This window comes from Metabacillus dongyingensis (genome assembly GCF_019933155.2).
Classification (GTDB): Bacteria; Bacillota; Bacilli; order Bacillales; family Bacillaceae; genus Bacillus_P; species Bacillus_P dongyingensis.
Window position 1 is genome coordinate 1,806,379 of sequence record NZ_CP082944.1, and the last position, 24,005, is coordinate 1,830,383.

A 24,005-nucleotide genomic window follows, 5' to 3' on the forward strand; every position below is an offset into this window, starting at 1 on the left:
TTTCTAACGGTATTGAACCTTCTCTTCTCTGTTCTTAAAGTATTTCTTCAAGTTTGTTGCTTTCAGCTCAATGATCGGCTGAGTCACAGTTTTGACAAAATTTGTTGATAAGATAAACGTTAACAGAATGGACAGAAGAATAATCAGTGTGATGCTCTGATAATCCTTTAGCCATTCGAGAGCTTCGCTGTTTCTGAACGATCTTACTATGAAACCGTGCAGCAAATAGACATAGAATGTTCTTGTTCCCCACTGAGTGAAGAAAAAGTTTCTCTTCGGAATCAGGGAAAGAAAGCTAAAAGAAAGAACAAACGTCAAACTGTAAAACCCTAAACGAATGAATGCATTTGCGGCGTCAACATCACCAAAAGCAGAATATGGTTTAGAGCCAAACAGCCATTCGTAATCAAAGTCAAGATAGAAATAAGCAATAAACGTAACAAGCAATAATGCAATAGATGCTAAACGAACCTTTATGGCTGTTAATTTCCTGAAATGTGACTTATTCAGGTAGAATCCTGCTAAAAAGAGCGGGAAGAACACAAATGTTCTTGATACACTTAAATAATTGCTTGCTGAGTCAATATAGCCGATTGCTATGCCGAGACCGATCGCAATCACCATCGCAAGTCTCTTATCGAGCTTTGTATAGGCGAATAAGAACAGATTCCAAAAGAACAAACTCATCAGGAACCACAATGACCAATGAGGATCTAATGGATCAACTGCAAGCGTATTTTCCGATTCTACTAAGAAGTAATACACTGAGTAAATTCCCTGGAAAATCAAATAAGGAATGATCAGCTTTTTAAAGATTTTCTGCACATAGCCCTTTTTGTTATATCCTTTCGCAAAGAACCCGGAAATTAAGATAAAAGCCGGCATATGAAAGGTATAAACTAATTTATATACATTCAGCATAAATTCATTATCATCGATAAACGAGCGAATGACATGACCAAACACCACAAGTATGATCAGTATAAACTTCGCATTATCGAAATAGCTCTCACGATTTTTCATACAATCACCCATTTTCACAGAAGTCATAAGAGGCTTCCGAGTTTAGTTTCCCCCACAAGCTATCTCAATTACCCTTTTACCCATCTTATATAGAGTTTAAAACAGCCAAAATGGAATATAAGCCATTTTAATGGGATTGTAAAGAACATGTAAGGATTATGTAAAATGTTAAAATATTTGCATTTTTTATCTGATCGTTCTTTTTGAATAGGTCCTTAGGAGTAAAAATGACACTTAATTGAAAATGATGAAGGACAATTCATTTTTATGTTGAATTTAGAAAGGATGAAATTTTGCCCGGAGGCAAGGAGCGAAAAAAGCATGAGCCAAGTTATTAATAAATGTGAAATAACATCTTTGCAGGAGCAGATCAGGCTGCTGGAAATGGAAAATAAACGCCTTCTGGAAAACAGCCGTCAACATGAAATAGTCTTTGAAAGCGCAATGGAAGCCATCATCATTATTAATGAGACATTCCATTTTATAGATTGCAACAAATCAGCCTGTCATCTTTTTCAGCTGACAAAAAAAGAAATGCAGAAGCGGAAAATGTGTGATTTTTTATCTCTTGTTCCTCATCAGCAGCTTCATAAACAAGTGGATGAACTGAGAGATCATGATCAGACATCAGATGAACTGATTATCAAGCTCGACAATGGACAAGTGAAATTCATCGAGATTTCCATCAAGAAAAACGCACTCGGAACGAAACATTTAGCATTAATGCGCGATATATCCTCAAACAAAATGCTTGAGCGGGAACGGACGATTAATGAGCAGCTCTTTAAAGATCTTTTTCACAGGGCTGTAGACGGCATCGTCATTTTTGATGGCAGCGGCCAGTTTATTGATGCCAACGGATCATTTTGTTCAAACTTTGAAATCGATAAAAGCATGCTGAGTTCGTTTAAGCTGGATGATTTTATTGAAGGGGAAAATCAATTTAAACTCGATAAACTATGGTCGATCCTGAATGAAGGCGGCCGCGCTAAAGGGGAAATGCCTGTTCTCCTTCAGTCGGGAAGAAAAAAAGTATTTGAATTCACCTCAACATCAAATGTGCTGAGCGGATTCAATATGGCGATTATGAGAGATATTACCGATAAACGGAATATGGAAATGAAGCTCTTTAAAAGTGAGGAACGCTTCAGGGAGATCTTTGAAAATGCGATCGATGCCATCATCATCTGGAACAATGACGGCAGAATCATCAGTGCCAATCAGTCAGCCTGCCGAACTTTTGAATTGTCCATCGGGAATTTAATCAGCAGCAGTATTTACGACTTTATTGACTTACGCGATCTGAAGTTCAGATCTGCAAAAAAAGAATATTTGCGAAAAGGCGCCATCCGGGAGGAATTATTGTTTTACATGCCAAACGGCCAATGCAAACAGCTTGAATTCACTTCAAAAATGGACGTGACAGATGGCCATCATTTAACCATTCTAAGGAATGTAAGCGACCGTAAACGCATGGAAAAAGAGCTTCGAGAAAGCGAGCAGAAGTTCAGAAAGATTTTTAACGGTGCAATGGACGGCATTGTGCTGATTAATGACAGCTACACGATTATCGACGCGAATCCGACAGCCAGCCATATCCTTGAAATTCCGCTTGACCAAATTCACAAATATAACCTGCATGAACTGATTTCCTACGATAAAATAGAAGGGAATTCGATGTATTTTCTCGATGAAACGACAGAAGAAATCCCGTTTAAGCTTCAAAATAATAAAGAAAAAATCCTGGAATTTTCATTAAAGCGTAATATTATTGAAAACATGAATCTCGCGATCTTCCGGGATATCACGGAAAAGAAAGAACTGGAAGAACGTTTGCGCAAATCAGACACACTGAGTGTAGTCGGGGAGCTCGCAGCCGGAATTGCCCATGAAATCCGCAATCCAATGACTGCTTTAAAGGGGTTTATTCAGCTTCTTGAAGCGAATGTCAAAGAAGATTTCTCAATGTACTTCAATGTCATTACCTCTGAACTGAGCAGAATTGAATCCATTATTACTGAATTCCTGATCCTGGCCAAGCCCCAGGCAATTTCCTATCAGGAAAAAGATGTGGTCACCATCATGAAGGAAACGATTGAGCTCCTTAATGCACAGGCCATCCTGGTAAATGTCCAGATTCAATTGAACCATAATGGTTCTGTTCCGCTTGTTTATTGTGAGCCAAACCAGCTAAAACAAGTATTTATTAATATTTTGAAAAATGCGATTGAAGTCATGCCAAGCGGAGGCACCATACAAGTGGATATCATGCTGAAAAATGAAAATGAACTTAAAATCTCCATTATCGATGAAGGATCCGGGATTCCTGAAGATAAAATCAAGCGGCTGGGGGAACCATTCTATACTACAAAAGACAGAGGGACCGGGCTTGGTTTAATGGTCAGCTATAAAATTATTGAAGAGCACTGCGGCAAAGTGGAGGTTGAAAGCAAAGTTGGGAATGGGACGGCGTTTCACATCACACTGCCGATCAAACAAACCATGTGAAAGGAAGCCTTATGCACTCATATACAGCAGTTCACACACCTATTGGCAAGGTGATCATTTCTGCAGATGATCACTTCATTACAAGGCTGTTTCTCTCAGAGGAACAATTCGAAGATTATGTGCAGAATCACCCGATACGGAAAGCAGATGATGATCATCTTTTATTAAAGGATGCAATAAAACAATTAACCGAATATTTCGAAGGCAAAAGAACTTCTTTTCAGCTGCCATTCAAGCAGACAGGAACAGCTTTTCAAGAACATGTTTGGTCTGCACTTGAAGAGATTCCATATGGAGAGTCCCGTACGTACCTCGATATTGCCGTCAGAATCGGCAAACCAAAAGCAGTCCGTGCAGTCGGACAGGCAAACAAGAAAAATTCGCTGCCAATTTTCATCCCATGTCACCGGGTGATTGGCGCTAAAGGAATGCTGACAGGCTATGCAGGCACACAAACAGATCTAAAGGCAGTCCTTCTTGATCTTGAAAAAATTTCTTACCAAGCGTAATTTGCTTGTCACATACTTACCCGCGCGACATATTATTTAGTATAGTTAAAAAAGTTGCCTCGGCGCAAAAAGGGTGAGTACGATGAGAATGTGGAAACGTCCGAATAAACTCGCATTCTATGCTGATTTATTTCAAAAAATGAATGTCATTACAGAGGATCAAAAAAAGACGATTTTGACCAAAAAGTAAAGGAGTTAAAGCAATAGCTTAAGCTCCTTTATTTTGAAAAAGGGGAGTTTAAATGAAAGATCCAAAAGACGAAAAGGGGATTCACACCGATTTTATCAATCGGATGACATACGGGGAGTATCTTCATTTAGATCCGCTGCTCAGCAGCCAGAACCGGTTATCCGGCCATCATGATGAAATGCTGTTCATTATCATCCATCAAGTAAGCGAGCTGTGGATGAAGCTGATCCTTCATGAATTGAACGCTAGCATTGAAGCCATTGAAAAAGGGGAATTGTCTATGGCTTTTAAAATGCTTGCACGCGTATCAAAAATTCAATCCCAAATTATTGAAGCCTGGGATGTTCTTTCTACCTTAACACCATCAGAATACGTCCAGTTCCGCGACAAGCTTGGACAGGCATCAGGCTTCCAGTCTTATCAATACCGGATGATTGAATTTGCATTGGGGTACAAAACCACACATGTCCTGGAAATTTATAAAAAAGATCCAGACCTGCACCGCAAGCTGACGGAAGCTCTCCATAAACCAAGCATCTATGACGTTTCCATTAAAGCACTGTCAGCAGCAGGCCTGCCCATTCCAAATGAAACACTGAACAGGGATGTAACCGTAACTTACAAAGGTGATGCTGCGGTTGAGACTGCCTGGCTTGAGGTGTACCGGAGCCCAGAGGCATACTGGGACCTATACGAACTTGCAGAAAAACTGATTGATATCGAAGACTGGCTGCAGCAATGGCGCTTCAGGCATATGAAAACAGTAGAACGCATTATTGGCTTCAAAAAAGGAACAGGCGGATCATCCGGAGTCACCTATTTAAAGAAAGTGCTCGATCACCGATTCTTTCCGGAACTTTGGGATATACGGACGAAGCTGTAAAGGTTGAAGATGATTAAAAAATGCCCATTTCCAGCTGGATTTGGGCATTTTTTAATAAGCGGGGCGGAATTTTTCATTAAGTAAACGTTTCACAGTCAGGGAGTATCCGACTCGCATCTGCCGATGTTTAAACACGGGGCTCCAATTCGCAGAAATCATGGTTCAATTCACAAAAACCGTGTTCCAATTCGTAAAAATGAGCCTCCAACTCGCCAAAAATCGGGAATTAACTCACAAGCCTGCATTTTGAACAGAAAAGCCATGAAAAATGCCTCATTTTTATCTGCCTTTGGCCATTTAATTATTATATGCAGGTTAAATGATTGTGAATGGCCTGTTATTTATAAGGACCAACTCTTATACAGTGGTTCAATTTGCAAAAACCTCGTTCCAATTCGTAAAAATGAGTCTCCAACTCGCAGAAAATATGATCCTATTCGCAAAAATCGGCAATTAACTCAAGCCTGCATTTGGAACAGAAATGCCATGAAAAATGCCTCATTTCTATCTGCCTTTGGCCATTTAATTATTATATTCAGGTTAAATAAGGGTGAACGACTTGTAATTTATAAGGACCAGCCCGTATACAGTGGTTCAATTTGCAAAAACCTCGTTCCAATTCGTAAAAATGAGTCTCCAACTCGCAGAAATTATGATCCTATTCGCAAAAATCGGCAATTAACTCACAAGCCTGCATTTTGAACAGAAAAGCCATGAAAAATGCCTCATTTCTATCTGCCTTTGGCCATTTAATTATTATATGCAGGTCAAATAAGGCTGAACGTCTTGTAATTTATAAAGACCAACCCTTATGCAGGGGTTCAATTTGCAAAAACCTCGTTTCAATCCGTAAAAATGAGTCTCCAACTCGCAGAAAATATGATCCTATTCGCAAAAATCGGCAATTAACTCACAAGCCTGCATTTTGAACAGAAAAGCCATGAAAAATGCCTCATTTCTATCTGCCTTTGGCCATTTACTTATTATATGCAGGTTAAATAAGGGTGAACGACTTGTAATTTATAAGGACCAACACTTATACAGTGGTTCAATTTGCAAAAACCTCGTTTCAATTCGTAAAAATGAGTCTCCAACTCGCAGAAAATATGATCCTATTCGCAAAAATCGGCAATTAACTCACAAGCCTGCATTTGGAACATAAAAGCCATGAAGAATGCCTCATTTACTGCTGCCTTTTTGCTCAGCACAACTGTACCATTTAATCCGTCTGAAAAAATATAAAAAATGCCACTTATTTGATTGACTTCTAATTAACAATTAGATTATCATCTAATTAGATAAACATCTAATCGGAGGGAAATCAATGCAGCTGAACAAACTTGTCACTTTTCACAAAGTCATGGGAGATGCGACCAGAATCCGAATTCTTGCCCTTTTATCCAAGGGTCCTAAAAATGGTCAGGCACTTGCGGGTATTCTTGGGCTGACACCGCCGACCATTACACATCATTTGACAAAGCTAAGAGAAATAAGCCTGATATCTGAAAAAAGGGTCAAGAATACCATATATTTTCAAGTGAATGAAAAACTGCTGCAGCAGCTGTCACTCGGCATGATGGAAATCGTAACAGGCAAAGGGGAGCTTGAAATGAATCAAGAAAAAACAGGGGAGCATACAAAGATACTCGGGAATTATTTAACAAAGGATGGCAAGCTGAAAACCATTCCGCCTCAGCGGAAAAGAAGGCTTATTGTTCTTTATCATTTAGCAAAAGGTTTTGAAGCTGGCAAAAAATATCCTGAAAAAGAGATCAATGAATACATCAAAAGATTTCATGAGGATTTTGCAACACTTCGAAGGGAATTTATCATCAATCACATCATGTACCGGGAAGATGGAATTTATGAACTTAATCCTAAAGAATTATGGGCGAAAATTGAATAGGAGCGGGAATATGATCAAACTGGAGCCAAGAGGCAAAGAACATCTTCAATATGAACTTGAAATCATGAATTCCAATCCGGATTTTAATATTATTTCAAGCGGAAAACCGGATGTAACGGAAGAAGACTTGGAGAAAGAACGTGAAGAAGGAAAAGCAGTAAACGCAAAGCGATTTATGATAAAACATGATCAGCAAACCATCGGCCTTATTGAATATTGTCCGCTGAATCCGAATGACGGCAAACCATGGATTGGTTTGTTTATCATTCATGGTGATTTTCAGGGCAAGGGACTTGCGAAGCTTGCATATGAAGCGGCAGAAGAAGTTCTTGCTGAGGAGGGTTTCAGTGAAATCAGACTCGGGGTGCTCACAAATAATGAACGAGGGAATTCATTCTGGAAGAGGATGGGTTTTACAGCTTTTAAAGAAGGATTGCATGAGAATAGGCCGATCTATCATTATAAGAAAAAAATAAAGTAGAGCGGTTTTCGCTCTACTTTTTTTGTAAATGTGACAATGCCAGCGCACCGACTAAAATTGCTCCTTTAATGATGTCCTGAGCATAATAGGGAACGTTCAGCATGGTTAACCCGTTCAGCAATATGCCGATTAGGATGGCACCAAAGAACGTGCCAATGACATTTGGTTTGCCTGCTCCGAAGACGGAAATGCCGATGAACGCCGCAGCTACTCCGTCCATTAAAAGCGGGGCACCGGCAGAAACCTGTCCGGTCCCAATACGTGATGCAAGGATAATTCCTGCAATCGCTGCAAAAACGCCGCTCAGCACATAGGCATATGTACGATATCGGTTAACAGGTATACCTGACAGTCTTGCAGCTTCCCGGTTTCCGCCTGTCATATAAAATAGCCGGCCGGGCTTCGTATACTGCAAAAACAGGTGAACAAGAATGACAGTTATGATCATCAGCAGAGCTGAAAATGGGATGGAAAATAAACTGCCTTGTCCGATGAACAGAAAGGACGGAATAAATTTCCCAGTTGCAGTACCGCCGCCTTCAAGAGGCATGCTGTTATAAATGGAATACCCCTTTGTGTACGTCAAGTGAATACCGTTTACTATATACATGACTGCAAGTGTTGCAAGCAGATCCGGAAGCTTTACTTTTACGACTAAAAAAGAATTGATTAATCCAACTGCGATACCGATCACGATTGGGATAATCAGCGCAACCAGCAATTCCTGTCTGAATAATACGAGAGCAGCCGCACTTCCAATTGTGGCAAGACTGACAGTGGAGCCCACAGATAAATCAAAACCATCAACAATCAGAGAAAAGGTAATGCCGATTGCAACAAACGTTACGATTGAAATGGACCGCAGGATGTCACTGAAATTCGAATAGGTTAAAAATTCGTCCACCGCGATGCTGAAGTAGATGGTAACTGCTAAAATGACGAGCATCGTGCCGTGTTTATACAAAAAGGGCAGAATGCTCCTTTGTTTTTTTGTCTTGATGACGACGGCTTCCTCCATCATCTTCACCTCCTGATGCATAATAAATGAGCTTTTCAATCGTTGCTTCCTCGTGTGTGAGGACTTTGGCCACTTTTCCTTTATTTAAAATAATGATGCGGTCGGCAACCTCCAGCAGTTCCTCCCACTCACCGGAAAAATAGACAATTCCTTTTCCTTCAGCCGCAAGCTTGTGAATCAGCTGAAATACTTCTTTTTTTGCACCTACATCAATCCCTTTTGTCGGTTCATCGAAAAGAAAGAGAGAAGAATCAGTGTTAAGCCATTTTCCAATTACTACCTTCTGCTGGTTTCCTCCGCTCAGCAGACTTGTGGAAATAGAAGGGGATGCTGCAGAAATGTTTAACCTGCTGATCAGCCGGTTGGCTAAGGCATGTTCCTTTTGCTTTGAAATCCACAGGCTGCTTGCGATGGAGCGAAGCGACTGGATCGACAAATTCACCGATACAGGTTCATGAACAAACAATCCCTGTTTTCTTCTCTCTTCAGGAATCAGGCAAATGCCTGATTTAATGGCGGCTGCAGGGGAGGTGATTTTAACCCGTTTTCCGCTGAGCTCAATCAAAGCTTTAGTGGAGCTTAGGCCATATAAAGCCTCAGCAAGCTCTGTTTTTCCAGCTCCTGCAAGACCTGCTACTCCTACAATTTCTCCTTCATGAACATTGAAGCTTAGTTTGCTGCCGAACTTTTCAACCACTATATTTTCTGCATGGAATAAAGGTTTATCGAATGTTTTTCTAGTTTTTTTCTTCTCAATTTGAAAAGCGGTGCCAATCATATGCTTTACGAGCTCTACAATTTCGATATCAGCGGTATCACCGCTGTGTACAACGCTGCCATCCCGTAAAATTGTCACTCTGTCGCAGATCTCTTTTACTTCTGAGAGCTTATGAGAGATATAGATAATCGCTGCACCTTCTGCGCGCAGCTGCCTGATGATTTTAAAGAGAATCTTGGTTTCGGTATCGCTGAGAGGAGCTGTCGGCTCATCTAAAATGATGTAAGCAGCAGATGCAGAAAGGGTTTTTGCAAGTAAGATCAGCTGCTTTTCCTGCAGAGTGCACTCCTGAACGAGCTTGCTGACATTAATGCTGAGGCCAACCCTCTGCAGCAGGTTTTCTGCGTCAGCTTTAAGCTTTCTGTAAGAAATGGCAGCTGACTTCTGATCAGGGATGTTTGCCACGTTTTCATAGACTGTGAGAGTTGGGAAGAGGGCAGTGTCCACTTCCTGAACAACAAACCCAATTCCAGCTTTTTTAGCATCAGAAGGATGATGAAAGACAGAAGCTTTGCCGTCTATGAGAATGGTTCCATGATCGGGCTTGCAGTCACCGGACAGGATTTTCATCAGCGTGCTTTTGCCTGCGCCATTCATTCCGAGAAGCGCATGAACCTCGCCTTTTTTGGCAGTAAAGGAAACGCCTTTTAAGACAGTTGCTTCGCCAAAAGATTTGTATATGTCATCCATGATGAGGGAGCTCATGTTTATTCCCCCTTCGTTTCAAGTGTTTTCATCCATGGTGAAGTGGCTACCGCTGAAGTGCCCCAGCCTGGAACATATTCTGAGAGAGAGTCCATTTTAATAGATTGATCCGGAAGAGCTGATCCTTCAACAAGATGCGGTTCCAAGGAATAAATGTTAGGTGTTTCTTCACCGGCGATCTTTTGATAAGCAAAGCGAACCTGTACGCGGCCGACTTCGGCAGGATCCGTGGCAGCAGTCGCTGCCCATGGGCTGTTTTCCTGCTGCATCAGCTCTAGGTCTTCATCACTTAAGTCAATTCCGTATACTTTAATTTCATCACGGCCGGCTTGCTTGATCGCCCGCGTTGCTCCTTTTGCAAATTCATCCCATGCTGCAAAGACGGCATCAATATCGCCTTTATTAGGATGTTTTTTCAAAATGGCTTCCATCTGTGTTTGAGTATCTAAAGCGGTATTGGCGCTTGCAGTACCAAATTTAGCCACTTCTTTAATGTTTGGATAACGCTGTTTGAACGCTTCATAGATGGTGTGGCGTCTTTCCATTGGCGTAAAGCCGGCGACCCAGACCGTAACGATTTCACCTTCGCCGTTTAAGTCTTCAGCTAATGTTTTAAGTGATTTCCAGGCAAGGCTGTAATCGTCCTGGTCAATGACAGTTACGCCGTCTACATCGATGTCACTGTCAAAGGCTACTACAGGGATTCCTTTGGCTGCAGCTTTTTCTACAGGGCCTTGGAGGGCATCTGCACGGCCGTGGTCAATTAAAATAGCATCAACGTTTTGCGTGATGGCTGTTTCTACATATGTAGCCATTTTTGATAAGTCGTTATCGGCGTTGTAAATTTGGACAGATCCGCCGAACTTTTTGACCTGCTCCTGAACACCGGAGATGTATTGAGAAGAAAATGTTCCAATTGACATCTGCATGATCGCTGCAATTTTCAGCGGTTTTTGCACGGCTTCAGGTACTTCGGTGCTGCCGGAAGCCGCAGCCGTTTCTTCTTTTTTCTCTTCTGCAGCTTTTGGTTCTGTATCGGATGCAGCATCCTGTTCACTTGTGCACCCGGTTAAAAGAAAGACAAACAATGTAAGTAAAATAAATGCCTGCTTAAACCCTTTCACTTTAGAATTCCCCCTTAAATACTTTCTGAATTTCTGAGCTGTAATCACCGGATAAAACGCCTTTTTCTGTAATGATTCCCGTGATCAAATGATGGGGAGTTACGTCAAAAGCAGGGTTGAACACTTTAACGTGATCCGGGGCAATCTGCTGCCCGCCAAAATGCGTAATTTCCTTGGGATCCCGTTCCTCAATTGGAATTTCTGCACCGCTTTTCGTTTCAGTATCAAAAGTAGAAAGAGGTGCGGCTACGTAAAACGGGATTTGAAAGGCGCCAGCTAAAAGAGCCAGGTTATACGTCCCGATTTTATTGGCAGTATCCCCATTTGCCGCAATGCGGTCTGCCCCTACAATGATGGCGGAAATGCCTTTTGAAAAAATCGTGTGTGCAGCCATATTGTCCGTAATCAGCGTCACATCGACATCTGCCTGCAGGAGCTCCCATGTGGTCAGACGCGCCCCTTGCAAAACAGGGCGGGTTTCACATGCATAAACGGATAGACTGATGTTTTTTTCTTTAGCAAGATAGAAGGGAGCGAGAGCCGTGCCGTAACGTGCAGTAGCAATTGATCCAGCATTGCAGATCGTCATGACGGAATCGCCGTTTTTAAAAAGCGGGAGGGCATGCTCACCAATTCTGCGGCACGTTGCTTCGTCTTCTACTTGGATTTGAATGGCCTCATGAAGCAGGTCGGTTTTCGCTTCGTTAACGGAAACGGCACCCTGCACGCTTTTTACAAGCCTGCCAAGGGCCCAGAATAAATTAACAGCAGTAGGTCTTGAGCTTGCAAGATAATCATGATCGCGGTCAAGCAGCAGGTGAAATTCCTCTAAATTCTCGGTTTCATACTGTTTAGCAGCGAGCGCAAGCCCAAAAGCTGCGGTTATTCCGATTGCAGGAGCACCGCGCACTTTTAATGCCTTAATCGCTTCCCAAACGTCTGAAATCGTCTGAAGTTTGATATACTCTGTCACAGCAGGCAGTTTTTGCTGATCAAGCAGGCGGATATACGTTTCTTTCCATTCGACAGAACGGGGAATAATTGTATTTGTAAATGACATGATGAATTCTCCTTATCTGACAGGTACTTGTTTAAAAGATTCTGCAAGGTCGGCAGTCGTTTTAATCGATTGACGATTTTTCACAAGCTTGCTTCCTAAATCAAGCGCACGCTGTTTTGCTTCAATTTTGCGCTCATAAGGCTCGATGGAATCAAGATCCGCTACATGAGCGAGACCGATCGTGCGTCTGATGATTTCAATGCCGGCAAAACCAATTGCATCTTCAAATGCTTTCTCCAGGATAAAAGAAAGATAGCCGTCAACTTTTGCGAAAGCTTCCAGACTGTCATTCTTCCATGCTTTTGAAAATTCTTCTTCAAAAACGGCCCATGCGGTCTCGATATGATCTAAAAGAACCTGCTGATTTGCTTCATCTCTGGAAATGGCGTTCATTAAAAGATTGGCGAAAAAATGTCCAAGATCAAATCCAATCGGACCATAGTAGGCAAATTCAGGGTCAATTACCTTCGTTTCCGTTTCACTTGCAAAAATACTTCCTGTATGAAGATCTCCGTGAACAAGCGTTTCAGCTTCTGTGAGAAATTTATGCTTTAATTTAGCCACTTCAAGCTTTAAATGACTATCATTCCAAATGTTTTCAGCATCCTGCCTCAGCTCTTCTTCAAAGCTGTTTGAATCAGAGTCGAAAAACGGGTCGGTAAAGACGAAATCTTCAGTTATTTTGCAAAGCTCGGGATTCGAAAATTGTTTGACCAGCTGCTTTTTTGCCTGCGGATTCAGTGCAAAATCAGAATTATAGAATAATGTCTTTCCTAAAAATTCGCCGATATGTCTTCCTAATAGCGGGAATTCTCTGCCTTCTATCAATCCGGCTCTAGCAATCTGCAAATGTGAGAGATCCTCCATTGCTGTGATCGCTAAAGTTTCATCCGTGTAGTAAATCTTTGGCACATATGCACTTGCCACTTCAGCCTGCTTCAGCAGGGCGCTGCTTTCGATTCTGGCGCGGTCAAGAGTAAGCGGCCAGCTCTCGCCGATTACTTTTGCATACGGAAGGGCTTGTTTGATGATGATTCCATTTTGATTCTGATTTACAATGTGAAAAACAAGGTTCAAGTTGCCGTCGCCAATTTCCCTGCATGACAGGACACTTTTTTCTTCAAACAACCCCAGTCTGGTGACAAGAGCTACAGCGGCGCTTTCAGTTAACGGTTCATAAGCAGATGATCGATAGTTTGACATGGTTTATAACCCTCCAGTTTTATAATTAGAGGCTTTTCGGGCAATAAGAAAAGCCTCTTCCACAGTGAAAGAGGCTTGAAGGCATAGGCTTCGCACCTCTTATCTGCCAGAAAGAACTTCTTTCTGTTGGAATTAGCACCGTGCCTTGCAGGAGTAATCTCCCCGCGCATAAAAAACTGCGCCCCATTTTACAATGGTTTTACGGTCGGTTGCTGGGCGTCATCGGGCCAAATCCCTCAGCCTACTCTTGATAAGAGATAGTATGAAATTAAAGGTTGGTGATAAAAAAATGTATTCGCACAATTTGGAATTTATCACTTGTTCTGAATGTTAACAGGTATGACGAAAAACTGTCAATACTTTTTTTAAGAGTAAAAATCAGGAAGTCTGTCTTTGAAAATAGGAATTTGTTTCCTGATTTCTTTAACTTTCTCCATCTGAAGGACTGCCGTAAGCGAGGTTTGCTCTGTCCCGGCTTCAGCTAAAATTTCTCCCCACGGATCGATTATCATCGAGTGACCGGCGAATTCATTATTCGGATCACTGCCTGAGCGGTTGCAGGCTACAACAAAACATTGATTTTCAATTGCACGGCTGATCAGCATGGATCTCCAGTGATGCAGTCTTGGGAGCGGCCATTCTGCCACAACGTAAAGGATTTCTGCTCCTTGTGCTGTATGAACGCGGATCCATTCAGGGAATCGAATGTCATAGCAAATCACTCCGGCACTTTGCAGACCGTCAAGCTGAAACAGGCCTTTTTCGGTTCCGCCGTTTAGATAAAGGTGCTCATCCATCAGTTTGAAAAGATGCAGCTTGCTGTATTCATGGTTAAGCTCGCCTTGGCGATTAAAAACATACATCGTGTTCGTGACGCCTGCCTCTGTTTTTTTCGCAACAGAACCTGCCACAATATTAACTTCATATGTTTTAGCCAGACTGCTGACCAGAGCGATTGTTTTGCTGCCGTTTGGGTCTGCGATCTCGTCGAGCCTAGTAAGATCATAGCCTGTTGTCCACAGTTCAGGCAGAACAATTACGTCAGGTTTTTCAGATGCTGCTATTTTTTCTATTTCTTTTTTTACCGTTTCAATATTTGCTTCAGGGTCACCAAAAACAAGGTCTATTTGCAGGCATGCCACTTTTGGATTCATCAATCTTCATCTCCGCCTCGAAAATTTTTCTTTACAAGCTGACTCTAACAATATATGATTTTTCACTAGAATTTCAAGAATTTTTTGAGAAGGTGTAAAACATGAAAAACTTCAATCAATCACAGTTATTAAATAAGCTTCCAAAGCAGTTTTTTGCAAGTCTCGTAGCAAGAGTGAATGCAAGTATCGAAGCGGGACATGACGTTATTAATCTTGGACAGGGGAATCCTGATCAGCCAACACCGCCCCACATTGTTAAGGCTCTTCAGGAGGCAGCGGAAAATCCGGACTATCACAAATATTCCCCGTTCCGCGGACAGAAATTTCTTAAAGAAGCAATTGCGGAATTTTACATGCGGGAGTATGGTGTAACACTTAATGCTGACAAAGAAGTGGCCATTTTGTTTGGCGGAAAAGCGGGGCTTGTTGAAATTCCGCAATGTTTACTGGACCCGGATGATTTAGTTCTCGTGCCGGATCCCGGATATCCTGACTATTGGTCTGGGGTAGAGCTTGCCCGGGCCAGGATGGAATTTATGCCGCTGGTAAAAGATAATCAGTTTTTGCCGGATTATGGGCAACTTTCTGAAGAAGCGAAGAAACAGGCAAAGCTAATGTTTCTGAATTACCCGAACAATCCGACCGGTGCTGTTGCCTCAAAAGAATTCTTTGAAGAAACAGTCGCGTTTGCAAAAGAAAATGAAATTTGTGTGATTCATGATTTTGCCTATGGCGCCATTGGGTTCGACGGAAAAAAACCTGTCAGCTTTTTGGAAGTTGAAGGAGCGAAAGAAACTGGGATAGAAATCTATACACTCTCGAAGACGTATAATATGGCGGGCTGGAGGATCGGCTTTGCGATTGGCAATGAAAGTGTCATTGAAGCGATTAATCTGCTGCAGGATCACATGTTTGTCAGTGTGTTCAGTGCTGTCCAAGAAGCTGCTGCAGCTGCCCTGCTTGAATCACAGAGCTGTGTGGATGAATTGGTGGAGCGGTATGAAAGCAGACGCCATGCATTCATAACTGCTCTTAACGAAATTGGCTGGCAGGTTGAAGCGCCGCCAGGGTCGTTTTTTGCCTGGCTGCCTGTTCCGGAAGGCTATACGTCAGAATCCTTTGCCGAATATCTCCTCCTTCATGCACATGTCTGTGTGGCGCCGGGTGTCGGTTTTGGGAAATTCGGAGAAGGCTATGTAAGGGCAGGACTTTTAACCTCAGAAGAAAGACTGAGAGAAGCAGCAGCACGGATAAAATCTTTGAATTTATTTTAAAATGGCGGTTGACAGTCTTTTGAAAAAATGTCATAATCCAAATTAATTTCAGGTTATTCAGAACATAAAATAAATAAGCCATTCTTATCAAGAGCAGGTGGAGGGACTAGCCCGATGAAGCCCGGCAACCGACTTAAACCAAGGTTTAAGCACGGTGCTAAATCTTGCAGCATTTCGCTGATAGATAAGGATCTTAGCCAAGTCAGATAAGGTCTCTTTTCGATTAGCGGAAAGGGGCCTTTTTTATTTATTTAGAATATATAAAATTTTGCGCATTGATGGCAAACTGAGTCGCCCAGCTCCTCGGCCAGAACAAAAAAGTCAAAACCGGACTTTTCTGCTGATTTTGCCATGCCTGAGCTAAACTGGCGCTTGCGCATTTCTAAAACTGTTATGGAAGGCGGTACAAACATGAGCGGCATTACAGCAACCTATCTCATCCATGATGAAAAAAACTTAGAAAAAAAAGCAGAAGGGATTGCCCTTGGGTTAACCGTTGGGTCCTGGACGGATCTTCCGGAACTGACTCAGATACAATTGAAGCAGCACAAAGGGAAGGTCATCTCTGTAGAAGAATTTGAGGCTGATGATAAGGTTTCAGCTTTTTTAAACAAACGCGTCAAAAAAGGCATCGTTAAAATTTTTTACCCTGGAGTAAATTTCAGCCATGATTTGCCGGCGATTCTTGCGACTGTGTTTGGAAAACTGTCTCTTGACGGCGAAGTAAAGCTTCAGGACCTGGATTTTTCAGAAGATATTCTTGCTGATTTTCAAGGTCCTAAGTTCGGCATCAGCGGCATCCGTGAAAAACTTGGTGTATATGACAGACCTTTGCTTATGAGTATTTTTAAAGGTGTCATCGGACGTGATCTCGCTTTTTTAAAGAATCAGCTTAAAGATCAGGTGCTCGGCGGGGTTGATTTGGTGAAAGACGATGAAATTCTTTTTGAAAATCCGCTGACACCTTTTGACCAGCGGATTACTGCCGGAAAAGAAGTGTTAAACAAGGTTTATGAGGAGACCGGTCATAAGGCGATGTACGCGGTTCATTTATCAGGCAAAACGTATGATTTAAAAGAAAAAGCAAAGCGTGCGGCAGAGCTTGGAGCAGATGCCCTATTGCTAAATGTTTTTGCCTACGGCCTTGACGTGCTTCAAAGCCTGGCAGAGGACAAAGACATCAACATTCCGCTAATGGCTCATCCAGCTGTCAGCGGTGCATTGGCATCATCCTCACTATATGGAATCTCGCATTCTCTTTTACTCGGAAAATTGCTGAGATACAGCGGAGCCGATTTTTCTCTGTTTCCATCCCCTTATGGAAGTGTTGCGCTTGAGCGGGAAGCGGCCCTTTCCATAGGTGCAGCTTGTAAAGAAAACGTGCTCCTGAAGGAAACATTCCCTGTGCCTTCAGCAGGGATTCATCCAGGACTCGTCCCTATCTTAATCCAGGATTTCGGGTTAGATAGCGTGATTAACGCAGGCGGAGGTGTCCACGGACATCCAAACGGCGCTGCTGCAGGCGGAAAAGCTTTCCGTGCAGCGATCGATGCGGCATTACAAGGCATCTCCTTGACTGAAAAAGCAAATGAAAATGCGGATTTGAGAATCGCGCTGGATCTTTGGGGGCAGGTGGAAGTGAGCAAATGAGCAAGCCGATTATCATCTGTGATTTCGACGGAACAATAACAAACAATGACAACATTATTGCCATCATGAAGAAGTTTGCACCGCCAGAATGGAATGCTTTGAAGGATGATGTATTAAGTCAGCGGATTTCTGTCCGGGCAGGAGTAGAGAAGATGTTTCAGCTGATTCCATCAGAGCTGAAATTTGATATTATTCAATACTTGCTTTTTACGGCTCAGCTTCGCGATGGATTCCGTGAATTTGTTCAATATACGGAGGAGGAAGAAATCCCTCTGTATATCGTAAGCGGAGGCATTGATTTTTTTGTTCACCCATTGTTGAATGGCTTGGTTGACAGGGACCGTGTTTACTGCAATGCAGGTGATTTCAGCGGTCAGGCAATTGAAATCTTATGGCCAAACTCATGTGATGATCAGTGCAGCAATGACTGTGGCTGCTGCAAGCCGAGTTTAATCAGGAAGCTTGCTGCTCCTGATCAGGAAGTCATTGTCATTGGTGATTCAGTTACGGATTTAGAGGCTGCAAAACTTGCAGACTTTGTGTTTGCAAGAGATTTTCTTCTGGGAAAATGCCAGTCTTTAGACCTTCCGCATCAGGAATTTACTACGTTCTTTGATGTGATAGATAGACTTAAGAAAAAGCAGGAGGCGGTATCATGAGTCTTTTAAATCAACGCTTGCGCGAGCTTGCAGCGGTTAAACGCGAGCTTGCTGAGAGGGACTGGTTTCCAGGTACAAGCGGAAACCTCGCGATTAAGGTAAAAACGGAGCCGCTCTCGTTTTTAGTGACTTCAAGCGGTAAGGATAAACGGATTGAAACGGATGAAGATTTCCTATTGGTCGATCAGAATGGAGCTGCCCTTGAAGAAACAAAGCTGAAGCCTTCTGCTGAAACCCTGCTTCATGTTGAAATCTATAATCGTACGAACGCAGGCTGCAGCCTCCACGTCCATACTGTTGACAACAATGTCATCTCTGAGCTCTACGGCGATGACGGCGGCGTTACGTTTAAAGGACAGGAAATCATTAAAGCATTTGGTCTTTGGGAAGAAGATGCAGAGTGGCATATTCCGATTATTGAAAATGCGGCTCATATACCGGATCTCGCAGCTGACTTTGGCAAGTATGTGAACGGAAACTCCGGTGCTGTTTTGATCCGCAATCATGGCATTACCGTTTGGGGCAAAGATGCTTTCGAAGCCAAAAAAGTGCTGGAAGCATGTGAATTTCTATTTTCCTATCATTTAAAAGTCCTATCTTTAAAACAAGCTAAATCGCTCACATTAAGAGCTTAACAATAGGAGGAATTATAATGGCAACGATACGATTACAGGAAACAAATGAAAGAATCGCTGATCAAAAGGCGGTAGCTGCCTTTCTTGAGTCTCAAGAAGTCATTTATGAGCACTGGGATATCGAGAAGCTGCCGGAAGCTTTAAGAGAGAATTACAGTCTTGCTGATGAGCAAAAAGAGGAAATTCTGCAAGTATTCAAGGATGAAATCGCAGACATCTCAGAGCGTCGCGGCTACAAGGCACAGGATGTCATCTCTTTATCTGAGAGCACGCCGAATCTTGATCAACTATTGAAAAATTTTCAGCAGGAGCATCATCACACAGATGACGAAGTACGCTTCATCGTCAGCGGCCACGGCATATTCATCATTCAGGGAAAAGACGGCTCATTTTTTGATGTTGAACTCAACCCCGGCGACTTAATCTCCGTACCGCCAAACATACGCCACTACTTTACTCTTCAGGAGGACCGCAAAGTTGTCGCAGTCCGCATTTTCGTTACATCTGAAGGCTGGGTGCCAATTTACGAAAAAGAAGAGCAGCAGGCATAATTGGAAATCCTCTTCGCCTTGATGGTGAAGGGGGTTTTTTTATTCTGAAAGTAAAGGATTTTAGTCAGCAGAACAAGAATGAATGAGCCGAATAGGACATCAGCTGCACAGAATGATTTAAAATAAACTTTGACTTATGTAATTTGGATCAAGGAGGAGAAAAACGTTGTGAAGCGAGCACAATATGAATCCAATCGAACATAATTAACAGCACTAAAATCCTTAAGCTGGATGCAAGAAAATGAGCAGGGCCAGGAGGAAATTCAAAATCATTTTAATTTTCTTTACTCTCTGATGTTTCTATGGTAAATTTTCAACAATAAATAAGCATAAAAGGGAGGATTGGAAAGATGAAGATTCGCTACAATTTCGTGAAAAAAGAGGATGTAAGATACTGTAAGGCGGAAAGCACGGTAAAGGAAGCTTATGAATTGCTGAAGGAGTCAGGGTATCGGAGCATTCCCGTTCTTAGAGAGAATGGCACAGTGTTTGCCGGCTTAATCTATAAAGTTGATCTCCTGGATCATTATGTAGAAAAGGAGGGCAAGGATGAGGATTCGATCGAGGCTCTGATTCAGGATCAGGATGCTTTTGTTTATGAAGAGGATTCATTCTTTAAGACATTCCTTACCATCAGACGTCTTCCATTTTTAGCTGTGCTGAATGATAAAGAGGAATTTTCAGGCATTATTACGCATGGTAATGTCATGGATGTACTTGAGGATTCGTTTGGAATGAAGACAGGCGGTTATATTCTGACAGTCGGCACGAAAGAGCATAAAGGCGCGATTAAAGATCTTGTCTCAACGATTAAGGATGTGAACATCGAAGGACTCCTGACACTCGATAATGGCGATACATATTTAAGAAGAATCATCATCAATCTCTCCCATGACGTTTCTGAGAAAAAGCTGAATAAAATAATTAAGAAGCTGGAAGAAAAAGATTTCCGGGTAACGTCAGTTGATGATGTGAATCTCGGGGAAAAAGTATTAACAAAGTAAAAGGAATTTCATTAAAAAACAGCAGCCGAGCTATTCGATCTGCTGTTTTTCTTTGCCAATAAAGTTGTTTATGCCTTTTAATATTGGACATAGCAGCAAAAATGATTGAATATTCTACAAATTTTGACAAACGTTATGGCGTGTGTTTAGCTGAAAGTCTGGAATAATCCAGTCAAATGTCCAGTTCTGCAGCTGCTGAAGAAACAGTAGAAAAAGCTGATAAATTTGGTCATGAAGCAGATCCTTATTAAAGAGCCTGAGAGCTCTTTTTTCTTTTATAATAAATCCGGCATTATTTGTTTAAACTCTCGCAAATTCGGGAAAAACTTGGTATTAAATAAAATTAACAAAATTGTCATATTATTTCTCAATATTATTGTCGAATATTGCTAATCTATTTACAAGTATAGAAGTATCTGTAATAATTTATTTGTATATTTATTCCCAATATAGATACTTAAGAGATGAGGCGGAGGGAAGAAAATGACAATTGAAATGAGCAAGTCTCAATTATTGGCAAGTATTGATTCTAAACGCAAGGAAATGATCGATACAGCAAGAGCAGGCGGATATACGTGCGAGGGCGCTGTTCAATGCAGTCAGGAATTGGACATGCTGCTAAATAAATATCAGCAAATTCTTTTTGAAGAAGAAAATAAAACGAATCCACCATTTCTGCAATTTATTGAGTCTATGAAGAAATGGACGGCAAGAGATGGCTTAACTATATAAAAAACCTAATACTCGCGGGAGAAACAGGCTCCGTTTTTTGAGTGGAAAAACTGAACATAGTTGAAAAAGGGTACTAAATTGCACAGCAATTTGTACCTTTTTTTATTGTTATTTTAACATCTTGGTGTGCTGAAGAATAAGGGGAGAGCGGTTTTACGGACTCAGCATGCCTGCCCAAAGCTAGTTTGAACGTTTTCAGGTACTATCTGCACATATGATTCCCTAAAATCTAAGAGTAGTTCTGTTTGAGGAATCAATCGTGCTCTATGATTCCCTAAAATCCAAGAGCAGATCTATTTGAGGAATCAATAGCGCTCTATGATTCCCTAAAATCCAAGAGCAGATCTATTTGAGGAATCAATAGCGCTTTATGATTCCCTAAAATCCAAGAGCAGATCTATTTGAGGAATCAATCGTGCTCAATGATTCCCTAAAATCCAAGAGCAGATCTATTTGAGGAATCAATAGCGCTTTATGATTCCCTAAAATCCAAGAGCAGATCTATTTGAGGAATCAATCGTGCTCAATGATTCCCTAAAATCCAAGAGCAGATCTGTTTGAGGGATCAATCGTACTCTATGATTCCCTAAAATCCAAGAGCAGATCTATCTGAGGAATCAATCGTGCTCAATGATTCCCTAAATTCAAAGAGTAGTTCTATTTGAGGAATCAATAGCGCTCTATGATTCCCCAAAATCCGAGAGAGGTCCAGTTTGAGGAATCAACCGCCATTCCAATTGGCATATGAATTAACGGGAAACAAAATGAATTTTGTTCAATTCTTAATATAAATATAAAAACGCCCAGATAGATAAATCGGGCGTTTTATTGTGCTATTCACTTAACCAAATAACCTGATATTTTACTTGCCAACTTGAGAAAAGCGTTTTCGCATCCAAAAACCCGTTACTCGCGGGGGTATTTGGTTTGATTATATGTTTTGGAGCTTTTCTTATAAGGCTTCAATCAGTACGATCATAAAGAGAATGCCGAGAATAAATGAATAGGTCGCATTCCGCTCGTTGCCGTCCCCGTGGCTTTCGGGAATCAATTCTTTATAGATGATGAACAGCATGGCTCCCGCTGCAAAAGACAGACCATAAGGTACAAGGTTTTCTACAAATGAAGTTAAATAAAAACCAAGCAGCGAAGTGACAATTTCAACAGCACCTGTCATCGTCGCGATTAGCAAGGCTTTAAATTTGCCGATATTCTGGTTAATAAGGAACAGGGCAACCAAAAATCCTTCTGGAGCATTTTGAAGCCCGATGGCGAAAGCGATCAAATTTCCAGTTTCACTTTGATCTGATGCGTAGCTTACACCAACTGATAATCCTTCAGGCAGATTATGCAATGTGATGGCAGCAACAATCAGCATTGCCTTTTGGTCAAATTCGATTCCGTATCTCGAATGTTCAAGATCGATGTGGGGGATTTTCTTTTCAAGTGTTGTTAAAACAAGCACGCCCAGAAAAAGTCCCGCACAAACCTGAAATACTCCACCCTGGTTCAGTGCCTCAGGCAGAAGACTCATCATTGATGCCGCCATCATGATGCCTGCTGTAAAGGCGAGAAGGATATCTCTCCATCTATGCGTAATGGTTTTTTGAAGAAACAGAATGGGAAGTGCTCCAAATCCTGTTGCTAGAGCTGATAACGTACTGCCGATTAAAACCTCAGTCATGGTTGAACTCCTTTTCGTGCATGTATGTAATAGCCATATTATAGCCGAAAAAAAACCAAAAAAGATAGCGAAAGGATTCATTCTTGTTTTTTCGCCATATGAGGTTATTTTTTTCAGCAAATTATTATATTTCTGCTAATAATCACAAAGATATAGAAGGAAATGATCCATCTTGTCGGTTAATGTCGATAGGTGAACACTTCTCTCCCTTTACGATTTTTGAAATTTCTGATAAGTTAAAGACAAAGGAATTTCATCATGTACAGCAGGGGGAATAGGGATGCAATATCGAAGGCTAGGCAGATCAGGGTTAAAAGTGAGTGAAATCAGTCTTGGAAGCTGGCTTACATTCGGCAAAACAGTTGATGAGCGGTCAGCAGCAGACATAATTCATAAGGCGTATGAAGCGGGAATCAACTTTTTCGACAGCGCGAATGTGTATGAGCGCGGAAAAGCAGAAATTGTCATGTCAAGGGCACTTAAGTCGTTTCCAAGGGATTCATATGTTCTGACGACAAAAGCTTTCTGGCCAATGGGGGACGGGCCGAACGATAAGGGGTTATCAAGAAAGCATATTATGGAACAGGTCCATGCAAGCTTAAAGAGGATGGATCTTGAATATGTCGATATTTTTTACTGTCACAGATATGATCATGAAACACCGCTTGATGAAACATTGCGGGCAATTGATGATCTTATTCGCCAAGGGAAGATCTTATATGCAGGAGTCAGCGAATGGACGGCAGCGCAAATACAGGAAGCCATGAGTGTGGCTGACCGCTACCTGCTTGACCGGATCATTGTGAATCAGCCGCAGTATAATATGTTACACCGTGATATTGAAGAAGAAATTATTCCAATGTGCGAAAATGCCGGCGTTTCACAAGTTGTGTGGTCACCGCTTGCACAGGGGATTTTAACAGGGAAATATAAAGAAGGTTTAATCCCTCAGGGGAGCCGTGCATCCGGTGAAAACGTGAATTCATGGATGAAGAAAATCCTGAATGATATGGTGAACCGAAAAGTGGAGCTTCTGGATCAGCTTGCAAAGGAACACGACATCACACTTGCCCAGCTTGCTCTTGCCTGGACGCTGAGGCAGCATAATGTGGCAAGCACCCTTGTCGGTTCTTCCCACCCGGAGCAGATTATTGAAAACGCGAAGGCTTCAGACGTTGCATTAGGGTATAATGCGCTGCAGCGTATTGAAGAGATCTTAACGAGCTGAAGAAGTACATATTAACAAGCGCCATGGTCAAGCTCCGATAGGCGGA

At 41.9% G+C, this 24,005-nt stretch carries 21 protein-coding genes and 2 riboswitches; of the genes, 13 read left to right on the plus strand and 8 right to left on the minus strand.

Annotated elements, in window-relative coordinates:
* Positions 1–3 precede the first annotated feature (3 nt).
* Positions 4–1,023, minus strand: coding sequence for an acyltransferase family protein (locus K8L98_RS08920; protein ID WP_223441421.1), 1,020 nt, complete (start codon positions 1,021–1,023; stop codon positions 4–6).
* Positions 1,024–1,344: 321 nt separating this feature from the next.
* Between K8L98_RS08920 and K8L98_RS08925 the strand changes: the two genes are divergently transcribed.
* The 5 genes from K8L98_RS08925 (at position 1,345) to K8L98_RS08945 (ending at position 7,500) form a co-directional block, all read left to right on the plus strand.
* Positions 1,345–3,531 carry a PAS domain-containing sensor histidine kinase gene (locus tag K8L98_RS08925; protein WP_223441424.1) on the plus strand — a complete coding sequence of 729 codons (2,187 nt, stop codon included), beginning with the start codon at positions 1,345–1,347 and terminating at the stop codon, positions 3,529–3,531.
* An 11-nt stretch (positions 3,532–3,542) separates the two neighbouring features.
* Positions 3,543–4,040 carry a methylated-DNA--[protein]-cysteine S-methyltransferase gene (locus K8L98_RS08930; protein WP_223441427.1) on the plus strand — a complete coding sequence of 166 codons (498 nt, stop codon included), beginning with the start codon at positions 3,543–3,545 and terminating at the stop codon, positions 4,038–4,040.
* Between the two features lie 242 nt (positions 4,041–4,282).
* Positions 4,283–5,113: a tryptophan 2,3-dioxygenase gene (gene kynA / locus K8L98_RS08935; protein ID WP_223441431.1), complete on the plus strand. Its 831-nt coding sequence runs from the start codon at positions 4,283–4,285 to the stop codon at positions 5,111–5,113.
* Between the two features lie 1,324 nt (positions 5,114–6,437).
* Positions 6,438–7,019, plus strand: a complete 582-nt coding sequence (locus K8L98_RS08940; protein ID WP_223441434.1) for a DUF2087 domain-containing protein — start codon at positions 6,438–6,440, stop codon at positions 7,017–7,019.
* Between the two features lie 10 nt (positions 7,020–7,029).
* Complete coding sequence (locus K8L98_RS08945; RefSeq protein ID WP_223441437.1) at positions 7,030–7,500, plus strand: GNAT family N-acetyltransferase; 471 nt, start codon at positions 7,030–7,032, stop codon at positions 7,498–7,500.
* A gap of 13 nt (positions 7,501–7,513) precedes the next feature.
* Here the strand turns inward: K8L98_RS08945 and K8L98_RS08950 are convergent, their stop codons facing one another.
* The 6 genes from K8L98_RS08950 to K8L98_RS08975 form a co-directional block, all read right to left on the minus strand.
* The gene (locus tag K8L98_RS08950) at positions 7,514–8,521 is read right to left on the minus strand and encodes an ABC transporter permease (protein WP_223441441.1); all 1,008 of its coding nucleotides are present in this window, start codon (positions 8,519–8,521) and stop codon (positions 7,514–7,516) included.
* Complete coding sequence (locus tag K8L98_RS08955; protein WP_223441445.1) at positions 8,457–10,001, minus strand: sugar ABC transporter ATP-binding protein; 1,545 nt, start codon at positions 9,999–10,001, stop codon at positions 8,457–8,459. The genes K8L98_RS08950 and K8L98_RS08955 overlap by 65 nt, the downstream gene beginning before the upstream one ends.
* A 2-nt stretch (positions 10,002–10,003) precedes the next feature.
* Positions 10,004–11,125, minus strand: coding sequence for a sugar ABC transporter substrate-binding protein (locus K8L98_RS08960; RefSeq protein WP_223441448.1), 1,122 nt, complete (start codon positions 11,123–11,125; stop codon positions 10,004–10,006).
* A gap of 1 nt (position 11,126) precedes the next feature.
* Complete coding sequence (gene mtnA, locus K8L98_RS08965; protein WP_223441451.1) at positions 11,127–12,185, minus strand: S-methyl-5-thioribose-1-phosphate isomerase; 1,059 nt, start codon at positions 12,183–12,185, stop codon at positions 11,127–11,129.
* Between the two features lie 12 nt (positions 12,186–12,197).
* A complete protein-coding gene (mtnK, locus tag K8L98_RS08970; RefSeq protein WP_223441454.1) occupies positions 12,198–13,388 on the minus strand; it encodes an S-methyl-5-thioribose kinase in 1,191 nt (396 codons plus the stop codon).
* A gap of 96 nt (positions 13,389–13,484) precedes the next feature.
* Positions 13,485–13,645: riboswitch (SAM riboswitch) on the minus strand.
* A gap of 108 nt (positions 13,646–13,753) precedes the next feature.
* On the minus strand, positions 13,754–14,542 hold the full coding sequence (locus K8L98_RS08975) for a carbon-nitrogen family hydrolase (protein WP_223441457.1): 789 nt from the start codon (positions 14,540–14,542) through the stop codon (positions 13,754–13,756).
* Between the two features lie 101 nt (positions 14,543–14,643).
* Between K8L98_RS08975 and K8L98_RS08980 the strand changes: the two genes are divergently transcribed.
* The 7 genes from K8L98_RS08980 to K8L98_RS09010 all read left to right on the plus strand — a co-directional run bounded on the left by K8L98_RS08980 (position 14,644) and on the right by K8L98_RS09010 (position 21,047).
* Positions 14,644–15,816 carry a pyridoxal phosphate-dependent aminotransferase gene (locus tag K8L98_RS08980; RefSeq protein WP_223441460.1) on the plus strand — a complete coding sequence of 391 codons (1,173 nt, stop codon included), beginning with the start codon at positions 14,644–14,646 and terminating at the stop codon, positions 15,814–15,816.
* A gap of 81 nt (positions 15,817–15,897) precedes the next feature.
* Positions 15,898–16,007: riboswitch (SAM riboswitch) on the plus strand.
* 220 nt (positions 16,008–16,227) lie between these two features.
* Positions 16,228–17,466 carry a 2,3-diketo-5-methylthiopentyl-1-phosphate enolase gene (gene mtnW, locus K8L98_RS08985; protein ID WP_223441462.1) on the plus strand — a complete coding sequence of 413 codons (1,239 nt, stop codon included), beginning with the start codon at positions 16,228–16,230 and terminating at the stop codon, positions 17,464–17,466.
* Positions 17,463–18,125, plus strand: coding sequence for a 2-hydroxy-3-keto-5-methylthiopentenyl-1-phosphate phosphatase (locus tag K8L98_RS08990; RefSeq protein ID WP_223441466.1), 663 nt, complete (start codon positions 17,463–17,465; stop codon positions 18,123–18,125). The genes mtnW and K8L98_RS08990 overlap by 4 nt, the downstream gene beginning before the upstream one ends.
* Positions 18,122–18,760 carry a methylthioribulose 1-phosphate dehydratase gene (locus tag K8L98_RS08995; protein WP_223441469.1) on the plus strand — a complete coding sequence of 213 codons (639 nt, stop codon included), beginning with the start codon at positions 18,122–18,124 and terminating at the stop codon, positions 18,758–18,760. Before K8L98_RS08990 ends, K8L98_RS08995 begins: the two co-directional genes overlap by 4 nt.
* Before the next feature lie 17 nt (positions 18,761–18,777).
* Positions 18,778–19,311, plus strand: coding sequence for a 1,2-dihydroxy-3-keto-5-methylthiopentene dioxygenase (locus tag K8L98_RS09000; protein WP_223441471.1), 534 nt, complete (start codon positions 18,778–18,780; stop codon positions 19,309–19,311).
* A gap of 350 nt (positions 19,312–19,661) precedes the next feature.
* A complete protein-coding gene (gene cbpA / locus K8L98_RS09005; RefSeq protein ID WP_223441474.1) occupies positions 19,662–20,315 on the plus strand; it encodes a cyclic di-AMP binding protein CbpA in 654 nt (217 codons plus the stop codon).
* Between the two features lie 483 nt (positions 20,316–20,798).
* Complete coding sequence (locus K8L98_RS09010; RefSeq protein ID WP_223441476.1) at positions 20,799–21,047, plus strand: aspartyl-phosphate phosphatase Spo0E family protein; 249 nt, start codon at positions 20,799–20,801, stop codon at positions 21,045–21,047.
* A 952-nt stretch (positions 21,048–21,999) separates the two neighbouring features.
* Here K8L98_RS09010 and K8L98_RS09015 read toward each other — a convergent pair.
* Positions 22,000–22,731 carry a ZIP family metal transporter gene (locus tag K8L98_RS09015; RefSeq protein WP_223441478.1) on the minus strand — a complete coding sequence of 244 codons (732 nt, stop codon included), beginning with the start codon at positions 22,729–22,731 and terminating at the stop codon, positions 22,000–22,002.
* Between the two features lie 280 nt (positions 22,732–23,011).
* On the opposite strand from K8L98_RS09015, the gene K8L98_RS09020 reads away from it, so the two are divergent.
* Positions 23,012–23,959, plus strand: a complete 948-nt coding sequence (locus K8L98_RS09020) for an aldo/keto reductase family protein (protein ID WP_223441481.1) — start codon at positions 23,012–23,014, stop codon at positions 23,957–23,959.
* Positions 23,960–24,005: the final 46 nt, after the last annotated feature.